The sequence below is a fragment of the Kordiimonas sp. UBA4487 genome, assembly GCF_002389025.1.
GTDB lineage: Bacteria > Pseudomonadota > Alphaproteobacteria > Sphingomonadales > Kordiimonadaceae > Kordiimonas > Kordiimonas lacus.
On record NZ_DGNR01000015.1, the window covers coordinates 72,859 to 89,141 of the forward strand.

A 16,283-nucleotide genomic window follows, 5' to 3' on the forward strand; every position below is an offset into this window, starting at 1 on the left:
CTTTTGGCCTTTTATTCTGCGGCTTTCGGGAAGCCGCCTGCCCAGGCTTCCGGGCCGTCGCAACAGGTGTTGGCGACCTTGGCGACCGTCTGGTACCAGCCCGTGAGCACGGTAATTGCCAACAGGCATTCTTTATCGAAGTGCGCACGCGCTTCGGCCTTGGTGGCCTCATCGGCTGTCTGGCCTGCGCACAAGGCGTCACACAGCCGGATGGCTGCGGCTTCCGCGGCTGTCCAGCGGTCGTCATCTGCGCCTTTTCGGTGCAGCGCATGGATATCGTCTGCGGACAGATTCGCAGCGGTACCAAAGGCCGTGGCGTGAATGCCCCATTCGTAACCGCAGCCGCTGTTTGTGCAGGTGCGCAATATCAGGATTTCCCTGAGCCGTACCGTGAGCGGGCTTTGGCCGCCCAGGAAATAGGCCCCCAGTGGCAGCATGGCCGACATCAGGTCTGGCGTCTGTGCCAGTGTGCGAAAGAGACTCAGTGGCTCAAACGGTGCGCCAGGCGGCATCCATTTCTTGAGGAGGGCTTCAGTATCCGCGTCATATGGCGGGGTGATTGGGGCAACGAGAGATGCAAACATAATGTATCCGCTTTTAATTTAGTATCGATACTAAAAAAGTAGCGTATGTTTGAAGTGTTTCAAGAGACGTTGACTCATTTACTTTCAAGGGGAAGCAGGAACGGTCTAGAAAGCGTCTTTCCAGCCTTCGGACCAGTCATTGAGCGGCGCAATGGTCTGGTTGAGGTCTGTCCCGAGGGCGGTCAGCTGCCACTGCTGGTCTTCTGTGGGCTCGATCAGCCTGGCCTCATGAAGTTCCTTCAGGCGGGTTGAGAGCACGCTGGGCGACATACCGTCGCAGCGGGCCTGCATGGCGCGGAAGCCGACGGGGCCGTCACGCAGCTCCCAGACGATCCTGAGTGCCCAGCGTCGACCCAGAAGGTCCAGCGCCGCCATAATGGGCCTGCCGGTTTTCGATCCCTTGACCGGTCGTCCGGGCAGGGGTGTCTTTCTGAGGCGCGAGGGCATCCTATTCCCCCCTATTCGTCATAGAACCTGCGGTCATATTCGACGCGGCCCTTCAGGCCCTCAAGGGCGCCTTGCCAACATTCAAGCGCCATGAAGGCGGCATTCTGCTCCGCGTCGTCGCTGAAGGTCAGGCCATAAGTGGCTGCGGGCTTGAAACCAACCTTTTCATAGAAAGCAGTATGGCCCAGAAGGACTAGGGCGTCGGCGTCAACTTCCTTCAGGCTTTCTTCCAGAAGCTTGCGGCCAAGGCCGGTGCCTTGATAGTCGGTATGGATGGCCATGGGGCCAACGCCGAGTATCTGGCGTTTGGTTTCCATGCCTTCGATGGTGACCGGTGAATAGGCAATATAGCCCACAAGCGCGCCCTGGTCCCACAGGCCGTGCTCTGCTGCCATGATGCGGCGTGTGCGCAGGCTTTCCACCAGATGGGCTTCAAATTCGCTGGGGTAGACCGTGCGCAGCAGGTGGTCGATGTTTGGGCCGTCTTCGGCTGTCAGTTCTGTCTCAAATCGCATGGAGGGCTCCTTGCAAAATGTAGGCGGCCGCCATCTTGTCGATCACATCCTTGCGCTTGGCACGGCTGCTGTCAGCTTCCAGCAGGGTGCGCTCAACCGCGCTGGTGGACAGGCGTTCGTCCCACAGGGTTTGCGGCAGGTCGAACACCTTCGCCAGGTTTTCCGAAAAGGCCTGAACGGACTGGCACCGTGGCCCCAGTGACCCATCCATATTCACCGGCCAGCCAATGACAAACCCGCCGACATTTTGTTCTTCAACGATTTGCTGAATACGGGCCGCATCGTCCTTGAAGCGCTTGCGCCGGATGATTTCCATTGGCGTTGCGATCATCAGCGTGGTGTCTGAAAGCGCGAGGCCAATGGTTTTGGTGCCCGGGTCCATGCCCAGTAGACGTTGGCGCGGCTTCAGCCGGGCCCTCAGTTCCGATATGGAAACCTGCTGGCTCACCGGTGTTTCTCCAGCCAGGCGCTCGCGCGGTCTGCCGCATTCTCGCGCAGGTTCATATAGAACAGGTTGATGTCATAGGTATGATAGTTGCCGCCGGCCATCTGATACTGGCTCCAGGAACCTTTCGGCGGGCGGGTCAGATATAGGATGCCATCCTTGCCGCAGCGTGCGCCGGTCAGCGCCGGGATCGGCTCGGCGATGGGGCCGGGTTCGGGAAGCAGTTCCAGGGCGCCACGGTTGGCAGCCTTTGTGGCTTCACCGTCCACTTTCCAGTTCAGCGGGTTGGTGCACAGGATTTTCGTGCCGCCACGGGGTTTGCCGTTGAGGCCCGGTGTTGTGGCGATGACTTTCAGCAGCGAGGTGGCGTCGCCATCCTTGTCGAAACTTTGGTAGGACACCACACAGCCGGTGTCGTTCTTGGTCTGGCAGGCCTCGATGCCAGGCAGGACTGCCAGGTCCCCTTCATGGCTGACCGGCCAACCGATGATATAGGCCGCTACCATCAGGTCCCGCAGGTTTGTGGGCGAAACCCGTTCGCCCAAAAGCAGCAGGGCATGCAGCGCACCCTGGCTGTGACCTACAATGATGAAGGGACGGCCTTTGTTTCTTGTGGCGATGAAATTATCGAACGCCGCGAGGATGTCGTTGTGGGCATTAAGGACAGCCCGGACGCCCTGGCCGCTATCGTCAAAGAAGGCGCCGAATGTCGCCTGGCGGTAGCGCGGGGCGTAAACCTGGCCAGCCAGGTTGAACGCACTGGCCTGATACCGGAGGGCGAAATTGTCGGTCCAGCGCATGGCTTTTTCATTGCCGTCATAAGGCGCGTTCCAGCGTTCCTTCTCAAAGTAGGTGGTGGGGTGGATATAGAAAACGTCCACTTCCGGCACCATGGCCGTGCGCATTACGCCTTCAGGCATCATTTGGGCACTTGAGGTCTTGCCTGGAAGCGCGGCCCAGGCCGCATCCGATGTGTAATCCGGTGTAGGGGTAGCCTCTTCGCTGGCGATTTCATGGGACGGCACAAATGCGAACTTCAGCGCTGCTTTCTCGTTCAGGTTCAGAATAATGCCGCCGATCAGGATCAGGACGATCACAACAGCGATCGCCAGCAGGAATTTTGCCGCCGGTGCAGTTTTATGCTTTGCCATAATGGCGTTCACCCCCTTGGTTAGGCCGGTTCTTCCAGTCTGTTATGGCCACAAGGCCATGATATGGTCGTCAACGGTACGGCCGTCTTCATACCGGACAGCATTTTTCCTGATGCCTTCCTCCTGAAAACCGACCGCCCGGTAGAGCGCTATAGCTGCCAAATTGTCACTGTGGACATGCAGCTCGATCCGCTCGAGTATCTTATGTTTTTGCACCCATTCGGTGAAATGCAAAAGCAGTTTTTTGCCCACGCCCCGACCGCGCCAGTCTTTTGCCACGCTCATGGCAAAACAGGTGGAATGGCGAACGCGGTGCCGACGGTCAGTCCAGCTGTCCAGCATCCCAACGATTTTATCACCTGAGGTGGCAAGGAGACAGATTTCATAAGGGCTGCTCTGCTTGCGCGCGATCCAGAAACGTTGCCGCCAGCGACCCATGCGGAATTCTGCTGCCCGCGTAATCAGGTGATTGGCGTCAGCAAAGGTTTCCCTGATATATTCATTCAGGGGTCCAGCGTCAGATGACCTAGCTTCCCGAAGTATAATTTGGTCGCTCAAAGCTCTCATCTCCGCAAGCAGCTAACAGCCGATTTGTGCGTGTCGGCGGTGCAAATGCAAGTCGATTCTTGTAGTTTTCTGCAACTTACAAAATTGTACAGTTGCAACAAGGCGCGTGATTAGGCACTTTTATCTGTACCTGCCATTCTAAAGATGCAGGGCGCGGGAGGTCAAAATTTCTTCTTTTGATTCGACAACGGACCTCATTGGTTTGAAGCAAGGGTACGGAGACGGGAATTATTCCCTCTATCCCGCAAAAGATGCGCCTGTATTCGGCGAGGACTTCGCCACTATCCTGAAGCACTTTGAAGCGTGTCGGGGCATTCGCGCCTTTAACCAGAAAAAAGATGTGTCACCAGTCGCCCTGAAGACCTACCTGCCGTGGGTGTCACTGATAGAGCCTCTCTGGGGAGGTGATGGCCGATTGGCAGACGGCCGCGTTACCCTGCATGGTAGTGCAGTAGCTGGCGCCTATAGTGAAATCACCCACAAGCGCGTCCGGGAGGCTCACAAGCCCGATGTGGCCGACCGTGTGATTGCGTCCATGCAGCATGCAATTGATATCAGAGCGGCTGTGATTGGGGTTAGCGATGAGCGTCACGTAACGCCACATGTGCACCTTCATATCCTCTATGTGCCACTGTCGGAAGATGGTGAAACGGTCAATCGTTTCTTTTCCTATGTACGGCTTGATCCGCTCGATTGAGGGCCTGATGGGTCGTCATCGGTGTCCCAGCGCCCAGAATCTGCACCAAAGCGCGTATAAGCCCTTGCTCACAGGGTTGTCAGGCGTTAAGTTCCGCGCTGATTTCACGCATTTTCCTGGCTAGTATCATAGGAATTTTCATGTCGGATATTGACAAGGCAACCGTTGCCAAAATTGCGCGGCTTGCGCGCATCAAAATTGAAGAAGACAAGCTGGAGCCCCTGGCGGGCGAGCTTAACAACATCCTTGGGTGGGTGGAGCAGCTTGACGAAGTGAACACCGACGACATCGAGCCGATGTCGAGCGTAGTGGACGCAAAGCTGCGTTGGCGCCAGGACGAAGTGACCGATGGCGACAAGCAGGCTAGCGTTCTCAAGAATGCGCCGAACGCTGAGTATGGCTTCTTCGCCGTGCCAAAAGTAATCGAGTAGGGGGCGGCCATGACGGATTTGACCAAACTGACGATCGCGGATGCCCGCGACCTTCTGAAAAAGGGCGACATTACGTCCCGCGAGCTGACGGAAGCGCATATCGAAGCCGTTGAAGCGGCGGATGCGCTGAACGCCTATATTGCCAAGACGCCTGAGATGGCGCTGGAGATGGCCGACAAGGCTGACGCCAAAATCAAGGCGGGCGAGCAAACCGGCATGACCGGTATTCCTGTGGGCATCAAAGACCTGTTCGCCACCAAAGGCGTGCACACGCAGGCCTGTTCGCACATCCTTGACGGCTTCAAACCAGAGTATGAGAGCACGGTTTCCCAAAAGCTTTGGGACGACGGCGCTGTGATGCTCGGCAAGCTGAATATGGACGAGTTCGCCATGGGCTCGTCGAACGAAACCAGCTTTTATGGCCCGGTGAAAAACCCATGGCGCCGCGGCGATACCGACACGGTACCTGGCGGCTCCTCCGGTGGGTCCGTGGCTTCCGTGGCGGGCTTTGCTGCGATGGGCGCAACGGCATCCGATACAGGTGGTTCCATCCGCCAGCCAGCGTCCTTCACCGGCACGTTCGGCTTCAAGCCAACCTACGGCCGCTGCAGCCGATACGGCATGGTAGCATTTGCAAGCTCGCTCGATCAGGCAGGTACGATTACCCGCACCGTGCGTGACGGTGCAATCATGATGGAAAGCATCGCCGGCTTTGACGCCAAGGACAGCACCAGCGTTGATATGCCGGTGCCGAACTTTGAAGCGGCGCTCACTGGCGACATCCGCGGTATGAAAATCGGTATCCCGCAGGAATATCACCTAGCAGGCATGCCGGGCGAAATTGAAGCGCTGTGGCACCAGGGCATTGAGTGGATGAAGGCCGCGGGCGCGGAAATCGTCGACATCAACCTGCCGCACACCAAATATGCGCTGCCGACCTATTATATCGTGGCGCCGGCTGAGGCTTCCTCGAACCTAGCGCGCTATGACGGCGTTCGTTACGGCCTGCGCGAGACCGTGCAGGGCGGTGGCCTTGTGGACATGTATGAAGCAACCCGTGCCGCTGGCTTTGGTGACGAAGTGAAGCGCCGGATCATGATCGGCACTTATGTGCTGTCCGCCGGTTACTATGATGCCTACTATCTGAAGGCCCAGAAGGTGCGCCAGCTGATCGCCAACGATTTCAAGCGCGCTTTTGAAAAGGTTGACGCGATCCTGACGCCAACAGCGCCATCGGCGGCGTTTGCGCCGGGTGAAAAGTCTGATGATCCGATCGCCATGTACCTGAATGACGTCTTCACCGTTCCAGCGTCGCTTGCGGGCCTGCCGGGCTCCAGCGTTCCGGCAGGGCTTGATGCCAATGGCCTGCCGCTTGGCCTGCAGATCCTGGGTAAGCCATGGGATGAAGAAACCGTGTTCAAAGTATCGGGTGTGATGGAAGAGGCCGCGAACTTTACGGCCAAACCCACAGAGTGGTGGAGGTAAGCGTCATGAGCAATTATCGTATTCAAGGCGCCACAGGTGATTGGGAAGTTGTCCTCGGTCTTGAGGTCCACGCCCAGGTTGTCTCCAACGCCAAACTGTTTTCCGGTGCATCTACTGAATTCGGCGCTGAGCCAAACGCGCAGGTGTCGCTCGTTGACGCGGCCATGCCCGGCATGCTGCCAACCATCAACGCGGAATGTATCCGCCAGGCGGTGCGCACAGGCCTCGCGCTCGGTGCCCAGATCAACAAATTCTCGGTCTTTGACCGCAAGAACTATTTCTATGCCGACCTGCCGCAAGGCTATCAGATCAGCCAGTTCAAGCACCCGATTGTGGGTGAGGGCACTGTCACGCTGGATATGGGCGACGGCAAAACCAAAGACGTGGGCGTGGAGCGTATCCACCTTGAGCAGGATGCGGGCAAGTCCATGCACGACCAGCACCCACAGCTGACCTACGTCGACCTGAACCGGTCTGGCGTGGCGCTGATGGAAATCGTCTCCAAGCCGGATATGCGCAGCCCTGAAGAGGCTGGCGCTTACCTGACAAAGCTGCGCACCATCCTGCGCTATATCGGCACCTGTGACGGCAATATGGAGCAGGGCAGCATGCGGGCGGATGTGAACGTTTCTGTGCGCAAGCCGGGTGACCCACTGGGCACACGCTGCGAGATCAAGAACGTGAACTCCATCCGCTTTGTGCGTCAGGCGATCGAGTATGAAGCACAGCGCCAGGTGGACATCCTGGAAGAAGGCGGCGTGATTGACCAGGAAACGCGCCTGTTCGACCCGTCCAAAGGCGAAACGCGGTCCATGCGGTCCAAGGAAGAAGCACACGATTACCGCTACTTCCCTGACCCCGACCTGTTGCCTGTAGAGTTCGATGATGCCTTCATTGAAGCCGCGCGCGAAAGCCTGCCTGAACTGCCGGACGACAAGAAGGCCCGTTTCGTTGAGGAGCTGGGCGTGTCTGACTATAACGCCAGCGTGCTTGTGGGTGAGAAAGAGTCCTGTGACTATTTCGAAGACCTTCTTTCGGCGCTCGCGGAGAAAACGGGTAAGCCAGCCCAGAAACTGGCGGCCAAGGCTTCCAACTGGGTAATGGGTGACCTTTTCGGTGCGCTCAATAAAGCCAGCAAAACCGTGAACGAAAGCCCGGTATCCGCCAAGCAGGGCGCTGACCTACTGGCGCTGGTGGAAGACGGTACAATTTCTGGCCGGATTGCCAAGGACGTGTTCGAAATCATGTTCGAGACCGGCAAGGACGCCGAGGCCATCGTTGAAGAAAAAGGCCTGAAACAGGTTTCTGACACAGGCGAGATCGAAAAGATCATCGACGAAGTGATTGCGGCCAACCCGGCACAGCTGGAACAGTACCGTGCAGGTAAGGACAAGCTGATCGGCTTCTTCGTGGGGCAGGTGATGAAAGCCACGGGCGGCAAGGCCAACCCAGGCATGGTGAACCAGCTTCTGAAGCCGAAACTGGACGGCTAGTCAGCCTCGACTTTGTCAAAATTTCAGATCACAGTAAAAGCCACCGGTATTGCCGGTGGTTTTTCTTTATGCTAATATTGTTATATTATAACCATTCTGGTGGGGGGTCATCATGAAAAACTGGATTGTGTTCGGGTTGTTCTTCGTGCTTGCGGCGTGTGGCGGCGACGAGGTCCCTCAGGCGCAGTTTGCATCGCCGCAGACCGGGTGGCGGCATGAAGCGGGCGGCGACCTTCGCCATGGACCGAGCGGTATCGGCTTCCCGGAAGCGGTTGGCGCCTATAAGCGCATGAAGGTTATTGACTTCGCCAAGGACGGCAGTGATGTGGGTGTGGTTTACAAAGCGCCGGAGGGGCCAGACGGCGCTGCTGACGAAATCACGCTTTATGCGACCTATCATGAAGGTATCTCGGCACAGCAATATCTGAATTCCGCGACGCAGGCGATTGTCGACCGTTTCGAAGGGCTTGAGTTTGTCCAGGAAGGCACCTTTACCCCTGAAGGCGGAAACCCAATTGTCGGGCCGTACCGGTTGTTCAAGATCACGCTTGGCGGAACCGGCTACCGTACAGGCGTCTGGGTGGCCAAGGATGGCAACTGGATGCTGAAGGCACGGTTCACTTATCCAGCCAACAAGGATGAAGTCGCGGCCCTCGTCGATGCCATGATGTCGGAACTGTCAGCTTCCACGCCCGAGGGTGTGAGCCCCATAAGCTATACGGTGACCAACAACGAAGGCGTCGCCCTGGATATGGTGCCTGTGGCGGACGTGCTCAAGGCTGTGCGGTGGTCGGAATAAAAAAGCCCGCCAGTGAGGCGGGCTTCCGGTGTTTGACAGGCTATGCAGAAAGCTATTCAGCTGCAGGCTCAACCTCTGCCTCGGTTGCTGCGTCAGCGTCCTGGAGAGCGTCAGGCTTTGGTCCGCCGATCCAGCCGGAGCCGGTCTTGGGGAAAGCTTCGATGTCTTTCGGATCGTTGTACAGAGCCGAATACGGGCCGCTTGGAATGCCGCGACCTGCCGTGTACAGCGCAAAGGAATTGGCAGTGCGGGCAAGCGGGGTGTAGTCAGATTTCATGCTGTTGATGGCGCCGGCAACCGCTGTGGCGATAAGGTCAGTAATGAAGTTCCCCGAGTTCCCAGATTGAGAATGCACGAATTCCTGCTCGTTCTGCCACAAGGTTTCACCGGTTGCTGCGCTCTTGAGCGTGTAGCGGAACGACACGGTGATGTTGGAGGAAATCACAACATAGTTGGATTCCCATTTCATGATCTCGACGAACAGGATTGAATCCGTATTGAACAGGCCGCCCAATTTTACAGGGTCTGCTTCATGGACGAGGCTGGCGTCAGCGAGGCCATCGGCCTCCATTGTCCGCTTCACCATGTTCACCGGGAACACATAATAGCCCCGCTCGGCCAATGCGAACGGCAGGGTCGTGAGGAAGAAGTCAGCAGCGTCTGCTTCGTTGGAACTGTTCATCACAGGAACAACCAGGATCGAATGTGGATCCTGGGTACGATAAGTAGTGTAGTCGTATGGATCCACTTGAGTGGTGGCACAGGCACCCAGCATGACGAGGGCGGAAAGTGCGATCAGTTTTTTAATCATGGCGGATTCCCTTATCTCGAAGTGCCGGAGAGCCGGTCAATCACCGACGTCATGAATGGAGCGGACTCTGGCCATGCATCGCGTTCCTTGGCGAAATAGACCATTGCTTCGTCCACATTGCCGGAATCATAGAGGGCATAGCCATAATCTGCATAAAGCCCAGGAGGAACCTGACCGTCTTTTCTTTCGATTTTCTCGATGATTTCCTGCAGGGAAAGCGCGAGCTCATCCGACGCAGTACCGTCTTTATAATGCTTGAGAAGGGCATAGTCGTACCCTTCCCACTGATACATGGTCTCAGGACCACAAGCCGCCAAGGTCGACACAAGCGCCAGAGCCAGCACGCCTTTTTGCATATGTTTGATGTTCATTTTGGCCTCGAACATTTGGTGGTTAAGAAACAGGAAGTGAGCGTGTGATATTCTTGGTGAAATACAGGTCACCGTCATACAGGACACGCCCCATCGCATCGATCACACGTACGGCATGCGTACCTGCGGGTGCGGTGAATTTGCTGATATCCTCGGTTACGGTGCCAACCATCTGTCCATCCACATAGACTGTGGTGCCGGGAGCAGCACCCACAAGATCAAGGGTCGGGGCCTCGTCGGCCGTATTCGTGGAATGTGTAGGCATATGGCCACAGGCGGCGAGGCTGATCAGCGCTGCCGCCACCAGTATATGTTTGACTGCCATTATTTGTCCTCCGTCACATAAAGGCCTTCCGGGCGACCGTCTTTGATTTCGCCGGAAATGATTTTGGTAACTGCGCCTTCATTCATTTCGGAATCACCGAAAAGCTGCGTTACCTGGATTTTTGCAACGGGTGTTGCGGGCAGGGTGATATCAAAGCCCGTCTGTGCGCTTTTGATAACCTGACCGGCTTTAACGACGGACAGAATGTCGCCAACCTTCAGCCCCTGACGCTCGCCGCCGGAAATAAAGACCTGATCTCCAGCGACTTGCAGGATATCGCTTTTCCATGATCGACCATCCAGCTTTGTCGTCAGCTCATTGATCACGGCTGAGATCGCCGCAGAAATGGCTTGGTCGTTCAAAGTGGCATCATACTCGGCTGTTGATCCAACGCCGAGGACGGTTTTTGTCGTGGTGCTGGATTCACCGCTGCCGGTCGCAGAATGGAAGACCAGGCCGGTTTTCACATCGACAAGGCGGATGGTAACAGTCGCCCGGGCCGATTGGGTTTTTTTGCGGTTGAACAGGCCGCGTTTGCCATCGGTTGAGCGACCGAATTCAACAATCGATCCCAGAATAAGTGTGTCGACGCCAATCACAGACCCCTCGGAGCGCTCCTGTTCGCGTTCGATTTTCTGAATGTCAGGGCGTTCAAAAACCAGGAACCGATTGGTTTCGGTCAGCATGCTGGTGAGGATATCGGATGCTTGTTTTCCCAGCGGATCAAGATCTTGATCGCGCAACAAGCTGCGACCATAGCGCGTTTCATTCGAGAAGCGGCCAACGGCCAGTTTGATTTTCAGGTTCTTCTCTGATTCTTGCTGAACGTCTTGTGCCGCCACAGGCGAAACTGGGTATGTGGTGTGAGCAGCTGTTGCAAGCAAGCAAGCAGCAACCAGCGTTGCCCTCCGGGAGAGAGACGAAGCGAATACCATTATATGTGGCCCCCATCGAGAATTATAAAGTTGTGTAAAAAAAACACGAAATACAGTGATATCTGTGTACCGGCTAAATTGCAATAGGTCCGATTATAATAAAACTATAAAATCTTCAGCGAAGAAAACACTTGTAGCACCGCGACAATTTTACCTGCCTCAATTTTGCCACTAGCGCGTTTCAAGCTTCCTTTAAGTTCAGTGTTGAGCCAGGAAGTGATGAGAGAATTCAGCTTTCGCAGCCTGCCAGCTGGAGCAAATAACATCGTATGCACGAACAAGCATGCGATGTTTTTGCGCAATCAAACGGTACCTATTCCAAGCTTTCCTACAGCCTGCGCCGGGGTTCATGCACCGTTCAGTTTCCTTGGGGTATCTTTGGCCTCATGATAGAAGGAGGGTATGATGCGAATGACATCCCTTAAACTGTGGGCCCCGCTTTTGATGGCAACAACGATGCTTGCTTTGCCATCGGTTGACGTGGCGGCAGACGACAAGAAAGAGCGCCGGGCCGAACACCGCCGCGAGGCAGCCGCTGAGCAGCGCCGGGAAGCCCGGCAGCATGCACCCCGCCGGGTTCGGACTGAGCAGCGTGCCCCAAGGCAAGTGCGCAGCGAACCGCGCGCCCCAAGGGAAGTCCGTACGCAGGAGCGCTCCACCCGTCAAACGGGGCGGGAAAGGTCCAGGCGGGGCAATGCCAGTGACCGGCGCGATGTGCACAATGATGGCGCCCGCCAGGTGTTTCGGGAAGAGCGCCGCGCGCGGGCTGATGCCAGCCGTACGCGTGCAGAGGCCAACCGGGAAAGGCGCAGCTACGACACGCGTGAAAACTGGCGGTCCCAGCACCGTGGCCGTGACCATCAGCGAAGCAGTAGTTGGTGGCGGGACCGTAGCCGCGACAGGGACCGTTATTGGGACCGCCGGTATGACCGGGACTATAGCCGCGGTTACTGGAAAGGCTACAGGAAGGGATATCGCCACAGCTATCACAGCTGGTGGTATGGTGTGCCCAGCTACACAAGTTATTATTACTTCGGCCACTGGCCTTATTATTCCGGGTACTGGAATGCCCATGCCTCCTGGCGGTGGCACAACCACCACCATCACTATCACTATGGTGGCTATTGCCCGGGCTTCGACTATCATTATGATACCCATTATTCGGTGGGCTACCATGGTGGTGGGTCCGGTAATGTCGCCGGCACGATCCTTGGTGGTGTGATTGGCGGTATCCTGGGGTCTGAGATCGATGGCGGCCGCAACCGCTCAGCGGGCATTGTTATCGGTTCGCTCGTGGGCATGGCCATCGGTAATGCGGCAACAAGCGACGATGGTTATAGCTCCAGGTCATATGACTATGATGGCTATGACGGCTACCGCAGCAACGACCCGAACCGCTACTCGCTTGAGGATGACGTCTACAATCCGCCGCGGGAAGTGCGCAAATGTATCGAGTATGCGTATCGGCAGGGCGAATATGTCTGCCGTAAATGGGAAGTCGAATATCAGTATGACGACTGACCTAAGTAATTGAATTGACGAAATGATCAAGGCTACCATGTGCAAACGTGGTAGCCTTTTTGATGAGGTGAGTTTAGGCAAACTTGGTGCTGACGAATTTTCTATATGTGACTGCCGCAGCGATGTGCTTCATTGGCCTGTTGCTGCTTTATGCATCTTATAGAGATGGCGATTTCGAACTATCTCTGTATGGAGTTTTCGTCATGGTTGGTGGGGTATTGGCTCTCAATACGGCCAGGAAGAAATGACTTTCGCGGATGGCCCAGTTTCGGCAGTGAAAAAGGCGGCAAAAGCCGCCTTGTCAGGGATTTCAAAGTTGGAGGTTTGGGCAGGGCGGTTGCCTGACCATGCTTGGCTTCTAGCCTGCTGGCTCGTCGGCAGGTTCAAAGTCCTCAAGCCCGTCACTTTCATATTTGCGCGGGACATAGCCCTGATCTTGTGGCTCATAGGTGCCATAACGGTCCGCGTCTTCATAGGCATTGTGGTCAAGCCGGATGCGCGTCCGGTCTCCGCTGAACACCAGAATAACCGGGGTGCCTTCAGCGAAGGGATGGCGGTCAGCCTGAACGATGGTGATCAGGTTCCCGCTTTCGGTGCGGATGATATACTCAAAGCCTGACGTCTTGCTGCCTGCTTTATCGATACTGTTGCCGATCAGGCCCCCCAGTAGCGCACCGCCGATAGCACCAATGACATTTTCTGCGCCGCTGTTGCCGACGGTGGAGCCCGCGGCTGCACCAATACCAACGCCTGCAGCTGTGCCGACGCCGCTGTTGGATTTTCGGATTTCGACCCATCGATAGCTGTCCACGACACCGCGTTCCACACGCCGGGCTTCACCGACAGCATACGAGTCATAACTATGGGGTGAAACGGATTGGCTACATGCTGTTGCAGTCAAGGCGAGTGGCAGCAAAAGCGCCAGTTTTTTATTGTTGAGAGACATGGTGCTGAACTCCTGGTTTTCCTCACCCATGAAATATTTGCCAGAAACGCGGCCATTTAATGGCAGCAATCTTTGTTCTCCTGAACCATACGCGTGTGGGCCTGAATGGCCGATGAACGGCTTTTTCGCCCCTGTCGCAAAGGCGCAATGAAACTGTCATCACACCGTAACGACCGCTGCTGATAAGGGCATGAAACAGTGAGGAACCATAAGTAGATGCAAGACATCACCTTAATTTCGGCACCTGTTCGGCCCGAGGTGCCGGAAGCACATTGTGGCACGGTGTTTGAACGTTTTCAGGCAGACCCAAACCTTGTTGCCATCCCGGTGCTCCAGCGCGGTGTGCCGATCGGCCTTCTCAAGAGAACCGAATTCCTGGTGCGACTTGCCGACCGTTTTGGGCGTCCGCTCTATGAAAACAAGCCAGTGACAGAGCTGATGGACCACGCCCCACTTATCGTGGACCAAGACATGTCCATCGACAGTCTCTATGCGATGCTGATTGATGACCAGCGGCATGCGCTTCAGGAAGGCTTTATTGTCACAGAAGGAGGCCTCTATAAGGGCATTTGTACGTCACATACGCTTCTCCAGCTCCATATGAAGCGGGCAGAAAAGCGTATGCGGGCGCTCGACGCTGCCCGAATTGAAGCAGAGGCCGCCACCCGTGCCCGCAGCCAGTTTCTTGCCAATATGAGCCATGAGCTCAGGACGCCGCTCAACGCCGTGATTGGGTTTGCAGATTTTATTCTGGCGGAGCAAGCCAGGGGGCGATCGCCGGACAATGTCTGGGGCTATGTGGCGGATATTCGGGACAGCGGGTCTCATCTTCTGGGCGTGATCAACTCGATCCTCGATTTTTCAAAAATCGAGGCCAACGCGTTCAGCCTGCGGGAAGATTACGAGGCGCCACAGGAGATTATTCACAGGGTGGTGCGCATGATGACCGCAGCTGCGCGAAAGAAGAAGATTATCCTGAAGGCGGATGTTGAAGACCTGGGTGTAGAACTTTTTGCTGACCTCCAAGTGGTGAAGCAGATGTTGATCAATCTTGTTTCCAATGCTGTAAAATTTTCACCGGACGGCTCAGAAGTGACTGTATCGCAGAAACTCACTGTAGATGGCGGTATCGAGATCGTGGTGTTGGACAACGGCCCGGGCATGAACCAGCAGCAGCTTGAATTGGTTTTGCAGCCCTTCATTCAGGGGGATGTCGGGCTTTCGCGGCGACATGAAGGCACTGGCCTTGGGTTGCCTTTGGTGAAAGCGTTTGCAGAAGCCCATGACGGCAAGCTTGTTCTGGAGAGCCAGCCCGGGGTTGGGACCCGTGCAGTGATCCGATTCCCGGCGGATCGGTCTGTAACGCGAGAAGGTCGCGAATACGCTTACATCTAAGTGGTACTGGTTGGCCTATTTGCTTCTGGTTTTCAGAAAATTTTGCTATGCTCGCCATTGAGCACTGCCGCAAAGAAGCAGCTGCCGGTCCGTTCAAACATTTATGTGTGTCTCCCACTGTGGCGTTTTTCACAGACGGCGGGCGCGTGCCTGTTTCGCTCTGCCGATAGGGATGGAGGAATGGTATGGGACAAAAAGACCGGGATTTATTCGACTATGTAGCTGAACGTATCGCCAAGGCTGAAGCCGGTGCGCCTGATGCGCTTTATGACCTTGGGCTGTTGTATTCCACGGGCCAAGGGGTCCAGCGCGACTATATCCAGGCACACAAATGGTTCAATCTGGCTGCTATCAGGGGCCTTTCGCGCGCCCAGGTGGACCGGTGTGAGCTCGCCAAGGATATGAGCCGTCAACAGATTGCCGAGGCCCAGCGCCAAGCTAGGGAATGGCTGCAGGTGCATTGATGGCGTCTTTGCCAAAGAGCCATAGTCAAACGCCGTAAAAAAACTATACTGCCCCAAACAAACAGGAGCGGGGCAGCATGATCCATTTTTCCGAAAACCAGACTTTTCTTGTAACCGGTGCATCACGCGGCATTGGGGCTGCAACTGCGCGCATTCTGCTTGAGGCAGGCGCGTCCGTGGTTGGTAGCTACAATTCAAGTGAGGGCGCCTTGAATGACCTGCAGGCTGAATTTGGCCAGGATCGTATTCTGGCGGTGCGGTCTGATCTGGGGGAATTGGGAGCCGGAAAGGCGCTGTGGAGTGAGGCGATGGCTTTTAAAGGTCGCCTGGATGGGTTGGTGAACAATGCCGGGATCATGCCGGAAACCCCACTGGACCTGTCTGATGATGCCTGGCACCAGGCATGGTCAGATGTCATGACCGTAAATGTACAAGCCGTGGCGGACCTGTGCCGTGAAGCGATCCGCGATTTTGGTAAAACCGGGGGTGGCAGGATTGTCACGATCGCAAGCCGTGCATCCTTCCGGGGGGACGGCCCGGAGTATCTGAATTATGCCGCGAGCAAGGGCGCTGTTGTGTCCCTGATGCGCTCCATTGCCCGGGGGTTCGCCGACAAGGGCATCTATGCCTTCACCATTGCGCCCGGCTGGGTGAAAACCGACATGGCGTCTGTGGCGTTTGAGCCAGGCAACGAATGGATGCTCAAGGAAGTACCGATGGGCGCGGCAGCCCCACCAGAGAATATCGGTAGCATGGTCGCCTTTTTCCTGAGTGGGCTGATCGATCATTCCACAGGCTGTGCGATCGATATCAACGGGGCAAGCTACGTGCGCTGAATGGTGTTAAGCGACAGAAACAAAAAACGGCGCCTGGTGGGGCGCCGTTTTCATTTGGTTGATAT

At 56.2% G+C, this 16,283-nt stretch carries 20 protein-coding genes; 9 read left to right on the forward strand and 11 right to left on the reverse strand.

Going from position 1 to position 16,283, the window contains the following annotated elements; all coding sequences use genetic code 11:
• Positions 1-11: 11 nt before the first annotated feature.
• The 6 genes from B3Z17_RS16760 to B3Z17_RS16785 form a co-directional block, all read right to left on the reverse strand.
• Positions 12-584, reverse strand: coding sequence for a carboxymuconolactone decarboxylase family protein (locus tag B3Z17_RS16760; RefSeq protein ID WP_068307004.1), 573 nt, complete (start codon positions 582-584; stop codon positions 12-14).
• Between the two features lie 105 nt (positions 585-689).
• Positions 690-1,031, reverse strand: coding sequence for a winged helix-turn-helix transcriptional regulator (locus tag B3Z17_RS16765; RefSeq protein ID WP_286830884.1), 342 nt, complete (start codon positions 1,029-1,031; stop codon positions 690-692).
• Positions 1,032-1,042: 11 nt separating this feature from the next.
• Positions 1,043-1,546 carry a GNAT family N-acetyltransferase gene (locus tag B3Z17_RS16770; protein WP_286830885.1) on the reverse strand — a complete coding sequence of 168 codons (504 nt, stop codon included), beginning with the start codon at positions 1,544-1,546 and terminating at the stop codon, positions 1,043-1,045.
• Entirely contained in the window at positions 1,536-1,994 is a 459-nt protein-coding gene (ruvX, locus tag B3Z17_RS16775) for a Holliday junction resolvase RuvX (RefSeq protein ID WP_286830886.1), read from the reverse strand. Before ruvX ends, B3Z17_RS16770 begins: the two co-directional genes overlap by 11 nt.
• Positions 1,991-3,142: a DUF3089 domain-containing protein gene (locus B3Z17_RS16780; protein WP_286830887.1), complete on the reverse strand. Its 1,152-nt coding sequence runs from the start codon at positions 3,140-3,142 to the stop codon at positions 1,991-1,993. Before B3Z17_RS16780 ends, ruvX begins: the two co-directional genes overlap by 4 nt.
• A 42-nt stretch (positions 3,143-3,184) precedes the next feature.
• A complete protein-coding gene (locus B3Z17_RS16785; RefSeq protein WP_286830888.1) occupies positions 3,185-3,700 on the reverse strand; it encodes a GNAT family N-acetyltransferase in 516 nt (171 codons plus the stop codon).
• A 211-nt stretch (positions 3,701-3,911) separates the two neighbouring features.
• On the opposite strand from B3Z17_RS16785, the gene B3Z17_RS16790 reads away from it, so the two are divergent.
• From B3Z17_RS16790 to B3Z17_RS16810, 5 genes are all read left to right on the forward strand, one after another.
• On the forward strand, positions 3,912-4,406 hold the full coding sequence (locus B3Z17_RS16790; protein ID WP_286830889.1) for a hypothetical protein: 495 nt from the start codon (positions 3,912-3,914) through the stop codon (positions 4,404-4,406).
• Positions 4,407-4,546: 140 nt separating this feature from the next.
• Positions 4,547-4,837, forward strand: coding sequence for an Asp-tRNA(Asn)/Glu-tRNA(Gln) amidotransferase subunit GatC (gatC, locus tag B3Z17_RS16795; RefSeq protein WP_068306997.1), 291 nt, complete (start codon positions 4,547-4,549; stop codon positions 4,835-4,837).
• A 9-nt stretch (positions 4,838-4,846) separates the two neighbouring features.
• The gene (gene gatA, locus B3Z17_RS16800; RefSeq protein ID WP_286830890.1) at positions 4,847-6,322 is read left to right on the forward strand and encodes an Asp-tRNA(Asn)/Glu-tRNA(Gln) amidotransferase subunit GatA; all 1,476 of its coding nucleotides are present in this window, start codon (positions 4,847-4,849) and stop codon (positions 6,320-6,322) included.
• 5 nt (positions 6,323-6,327) lie between these two features.
• Positions 6,328-7,815, forward strand: a complete 1,488-nt coding sequence (gatB, locus tag B3Z17_RS16805; protein WP_286830891.1) for an Asp-tRNA(Asn)/Glu-tRNA(Gln) amidotransferase subunit GatB — start codon at positions 6,328-6,330, stop codon at positions 7,813-7,815.
• Between the two features lie 112 nt (positions 7,816-7,927).
• Positions 7,928-8,614 carry a hypothetical protein gene (locus tag B3Z17_RS16810; RefSeq protein ID WP_286830892.1) on the forward strand — a complete coding sequence of 229 codons (687 nt, stop codon included), beginning with the start codon at positions 7,928-7,930 and terminating at the stop codon, positions 8,612-8,614.
• 52 nt (positions 8,615-8,666) lie between these two features.
• Here the strand turns inward: B3Z17_RS16810 and B3Z17_RS16815 are convergent, their stop codons facing one another.
• Genes B3Z17_RS16815 through B3Z17_RS16830 form a run of 4 tightly spaced genes read right to left on the reverse strand, consistent with a single transcriptional unit; the run spans position 8,667 to position 11,056 of the window.
• On the reverse strand, positions 8,667-9,425 hold the full coding sequence (locus B3Z17_RS16815; RefSeq protein ID WP_286830893.1) for a DUF799 domain-containing protein: 759 nt from the start codon (positions 9,423-9,425) through the stop codon (positions 8,667-8,669).
• Between the two features lie 11 nt (positions 9,426-9,436).
• Positions 9,437-9,796, reverse strand: coding sequence for a DUF4810 domain-containing protein (locus B3Z17_RS16820; RefSeq protein ID WP_286830894.1), 360 nt, complete (start codon positions 9,794-9,796; stop codon positions 9,437-9,439).
• A 22-nt stretch (positions 9,797-9,818) separates the two neighbouring features.
• The gene (locus B3Z17_RS16825; RefSeq protein ID WP_286830895.1) at positions 9,819-10,121 is read right to left on the reverse strand and encodes a hypothetical protein; all 303 of its coding nucleotides are present in this window, start codon (positions 10,119-10,121) and stop codon (positions 9,819-9,821) included.
• Positions 10,121-11,056 (reverse strand): CsgG/HfaB family protein, encoded by a 936-nt coding sequence (locus B3Z17_RS16830; RefSeq protein WP_286830896.1) that lies wholly within the window; start codon positions 11,054-11,056, stop codon positions 10,121-10,123. Before B3Z17_RS16830 ends, B3Z17_RS16825 begins: the two co-directional genes overlap by 1 nt.
• Positions 11,057-11,467: 411 nt before the next feature.
• Between B3Z17_RS16830 and B3Z17_RS16835 the strand changes: the two genes are divergently transcribed.
• Positions 11,468-12,577 carry a glycine zipper 2TM domain-containing protein gene (locus B3Z17_RS16835; RefSeq protein WP_286830897.1) on the forward strand — a complete coding sequence of 370 codons (1,110 nt, stop codon included), beginning with the start codon at positions 11,468-11,470 and terminating at the stop codon, positions 12,575-12,577.
• Between the two features lie 358 nt (positions 12,578-12,935).
• Here the strand turns inward: B3Z17_RS16835 and B3Z17_RS16840 are convergent, their stop codons facing one another.
• Positions 12,936-13,592: a hypothetical protein gene (locus B3Z17_RS16840; protein ID WP_068306991.1), complete on the reverse strand. Its 657-nt coding sequence runs from the start codon at positions 13,590-13,592 to the stop codon at positions 12,936-12,938.
• Between the two features lie 147 nt (positions 13,593-13,739).
• Between B3Z17_RS16840 and B3Z17_RS16845 the strand changes: the two genes are divergently transcribed.
• From B3Z17_RS16845 to B3Z17_RS16855, 3 genes are all read left to right on the forward strand, one after another.
• On the forward strand, positions 13,740-14,918 hold the full coding sequence (locus tag B3Z17_RS16845; protein WP_286830898.1) for an ATP-binding protein: 1,179 nt from the start codon (positions 13,740-13,742) through the stop codon (positions 14,916-14,918).
• 185 nt (positions 14,919-15,103) lie between these two features.
• Complete coding sequence (locus tag B3Z17_RS16850; RefSeq protein ID WP_068306989.1) at positions 15,104-15,382, forward strand: SEL1-like repeat protein; 279 nt, start codon at positions 15,104-15,106, stop codon at positions 15,380-15,382.
• Positions 15,383-15,459: 77 nt separating this feature from the next.
• On the forward strand, positions 15,460-16,218 hold the full coding sequence (locus tag B3Z17_RS16855; protein ID WP_068306988.1) for an SDR family NAD(P)-dependent oxidoreductase: 759 nt from the start codon (positions 15,460-15,462) through the stop codon (positions 16,216-16,218).
• Positions 16,219-16,283 lie beyond the last annotated feature (65 nt).

Bases quoted from the DNA above. Each gene is read 5' to 3' on its own strand.
- B3Z17_RS16760 (WP_068307004.1), bottom strand. From the start codon at position 584: ATGTTTGCATCTCTCGTTGCCCCAATCACCCCGCCATATGACGCGGAT.
- B3Z17_RS16765 (WP_286830884.1), bottom strand. From the start codon at position 1,031: ATGCCCTCGCGCCTCAGAAAGACACCCCTGCCCGGACGACCGGTCAAG.
- B3Z17_RS16770 (WP_286830885.1), bottom strand. From the start codon at position 1,546: ATGCGATTTGAGACAGAACTGACAGCCGAAGACGGCCCAAACATCGAC.
- B3Z17_RS16780 (WP_286830887.1), bottom strand. From the start codon at position 3,142: ATGGCAAAGCATAAAACTGCACCGGCGGCAAAATTCCTGCTGGCGATC.
- gatC (WP_068306997.1), top strand. From the start codon at position 4,547: ATGTCGGATATTGACAAGGCAACCGTTGCCAAAATTGCGCGGCTTGCG.
- gatA (WP_286830890.1), top strand. From the start codon at position 4,847: ATGACGGATTTGACCAAACTGACGATCGCGGATGCCCGCGACCTTCTG.
- gatB (WP_286830891.1), top strand. From the start codon at position 6,328: ATGAGCAATTATCGTATTCAAGGCGCCACAGGTGATTGGGAAGTTGTC.
- B3Z17_RS16810 (WP_286830892.1), top strand. From the start codon at position 7,928: ATGAAAAACTGGATTGTGTTCGGGTTGTTCTTCGTGCTTGCGGCGTGT.
- B3Z17_RS16815 (WP_286830893.1), bottom strand. From the start codon at position 9,425: ATGATTAAAAAACTGATCGCACTTTCCGCCCTCGTCATGCTGGGTGCC.
- B3Z17_RS16820 (WP_286830894.1), bottom strand. From the start codon at position 9,796: ATGAACATCAAACATATGCAAAAAGGCGTGCTGGCTCTGGCGCTTGTG.
- B3Z17_RS16825 (WP_286830895.1), bottom strand. From the start codon at position 10,121: ATGGCAGTCAAACATATACTGGTGGCGGCAGCGCTGATCAGCCTCGCC.
- B3Z17_RS16830 (WP_286830896.1), bottom strand. From the start codon at position 11,056: ATGGTATTCGCTTCGTCTCTCTCCCGGAGGGCAACGCTGGTTGCTGCT.
- B3Z17_RS16835 (WP_286830897.1), top strand. From the start codon at position 11,468: ATGACATCCCTTAAACTGTGGGCCCCGCTTTTGATGGCAACAACGATG.
- B3Z17_RS16845 (WP_286830898.1), top strand. From the start codon at position 13,740: ATGCAAGACATCACCTTAATTTCGGCACCTGTTCGGCCCGAGGTGCCG.
- B3Z17_RS16850 (WP_068306989.1), top strand. From the start codon at position 15,104: ATGGGACAAAAAGACCGGGATTTATTCGACTATGTAGCTGAACGTATC.
- B3Z17_RS16855 (WP_068306988.1), top strand. From the start codon at position 15,460: ATGATCCATTTTTCCGAAAACCAGACTTTTCTTGTAACCGGTGCATCA.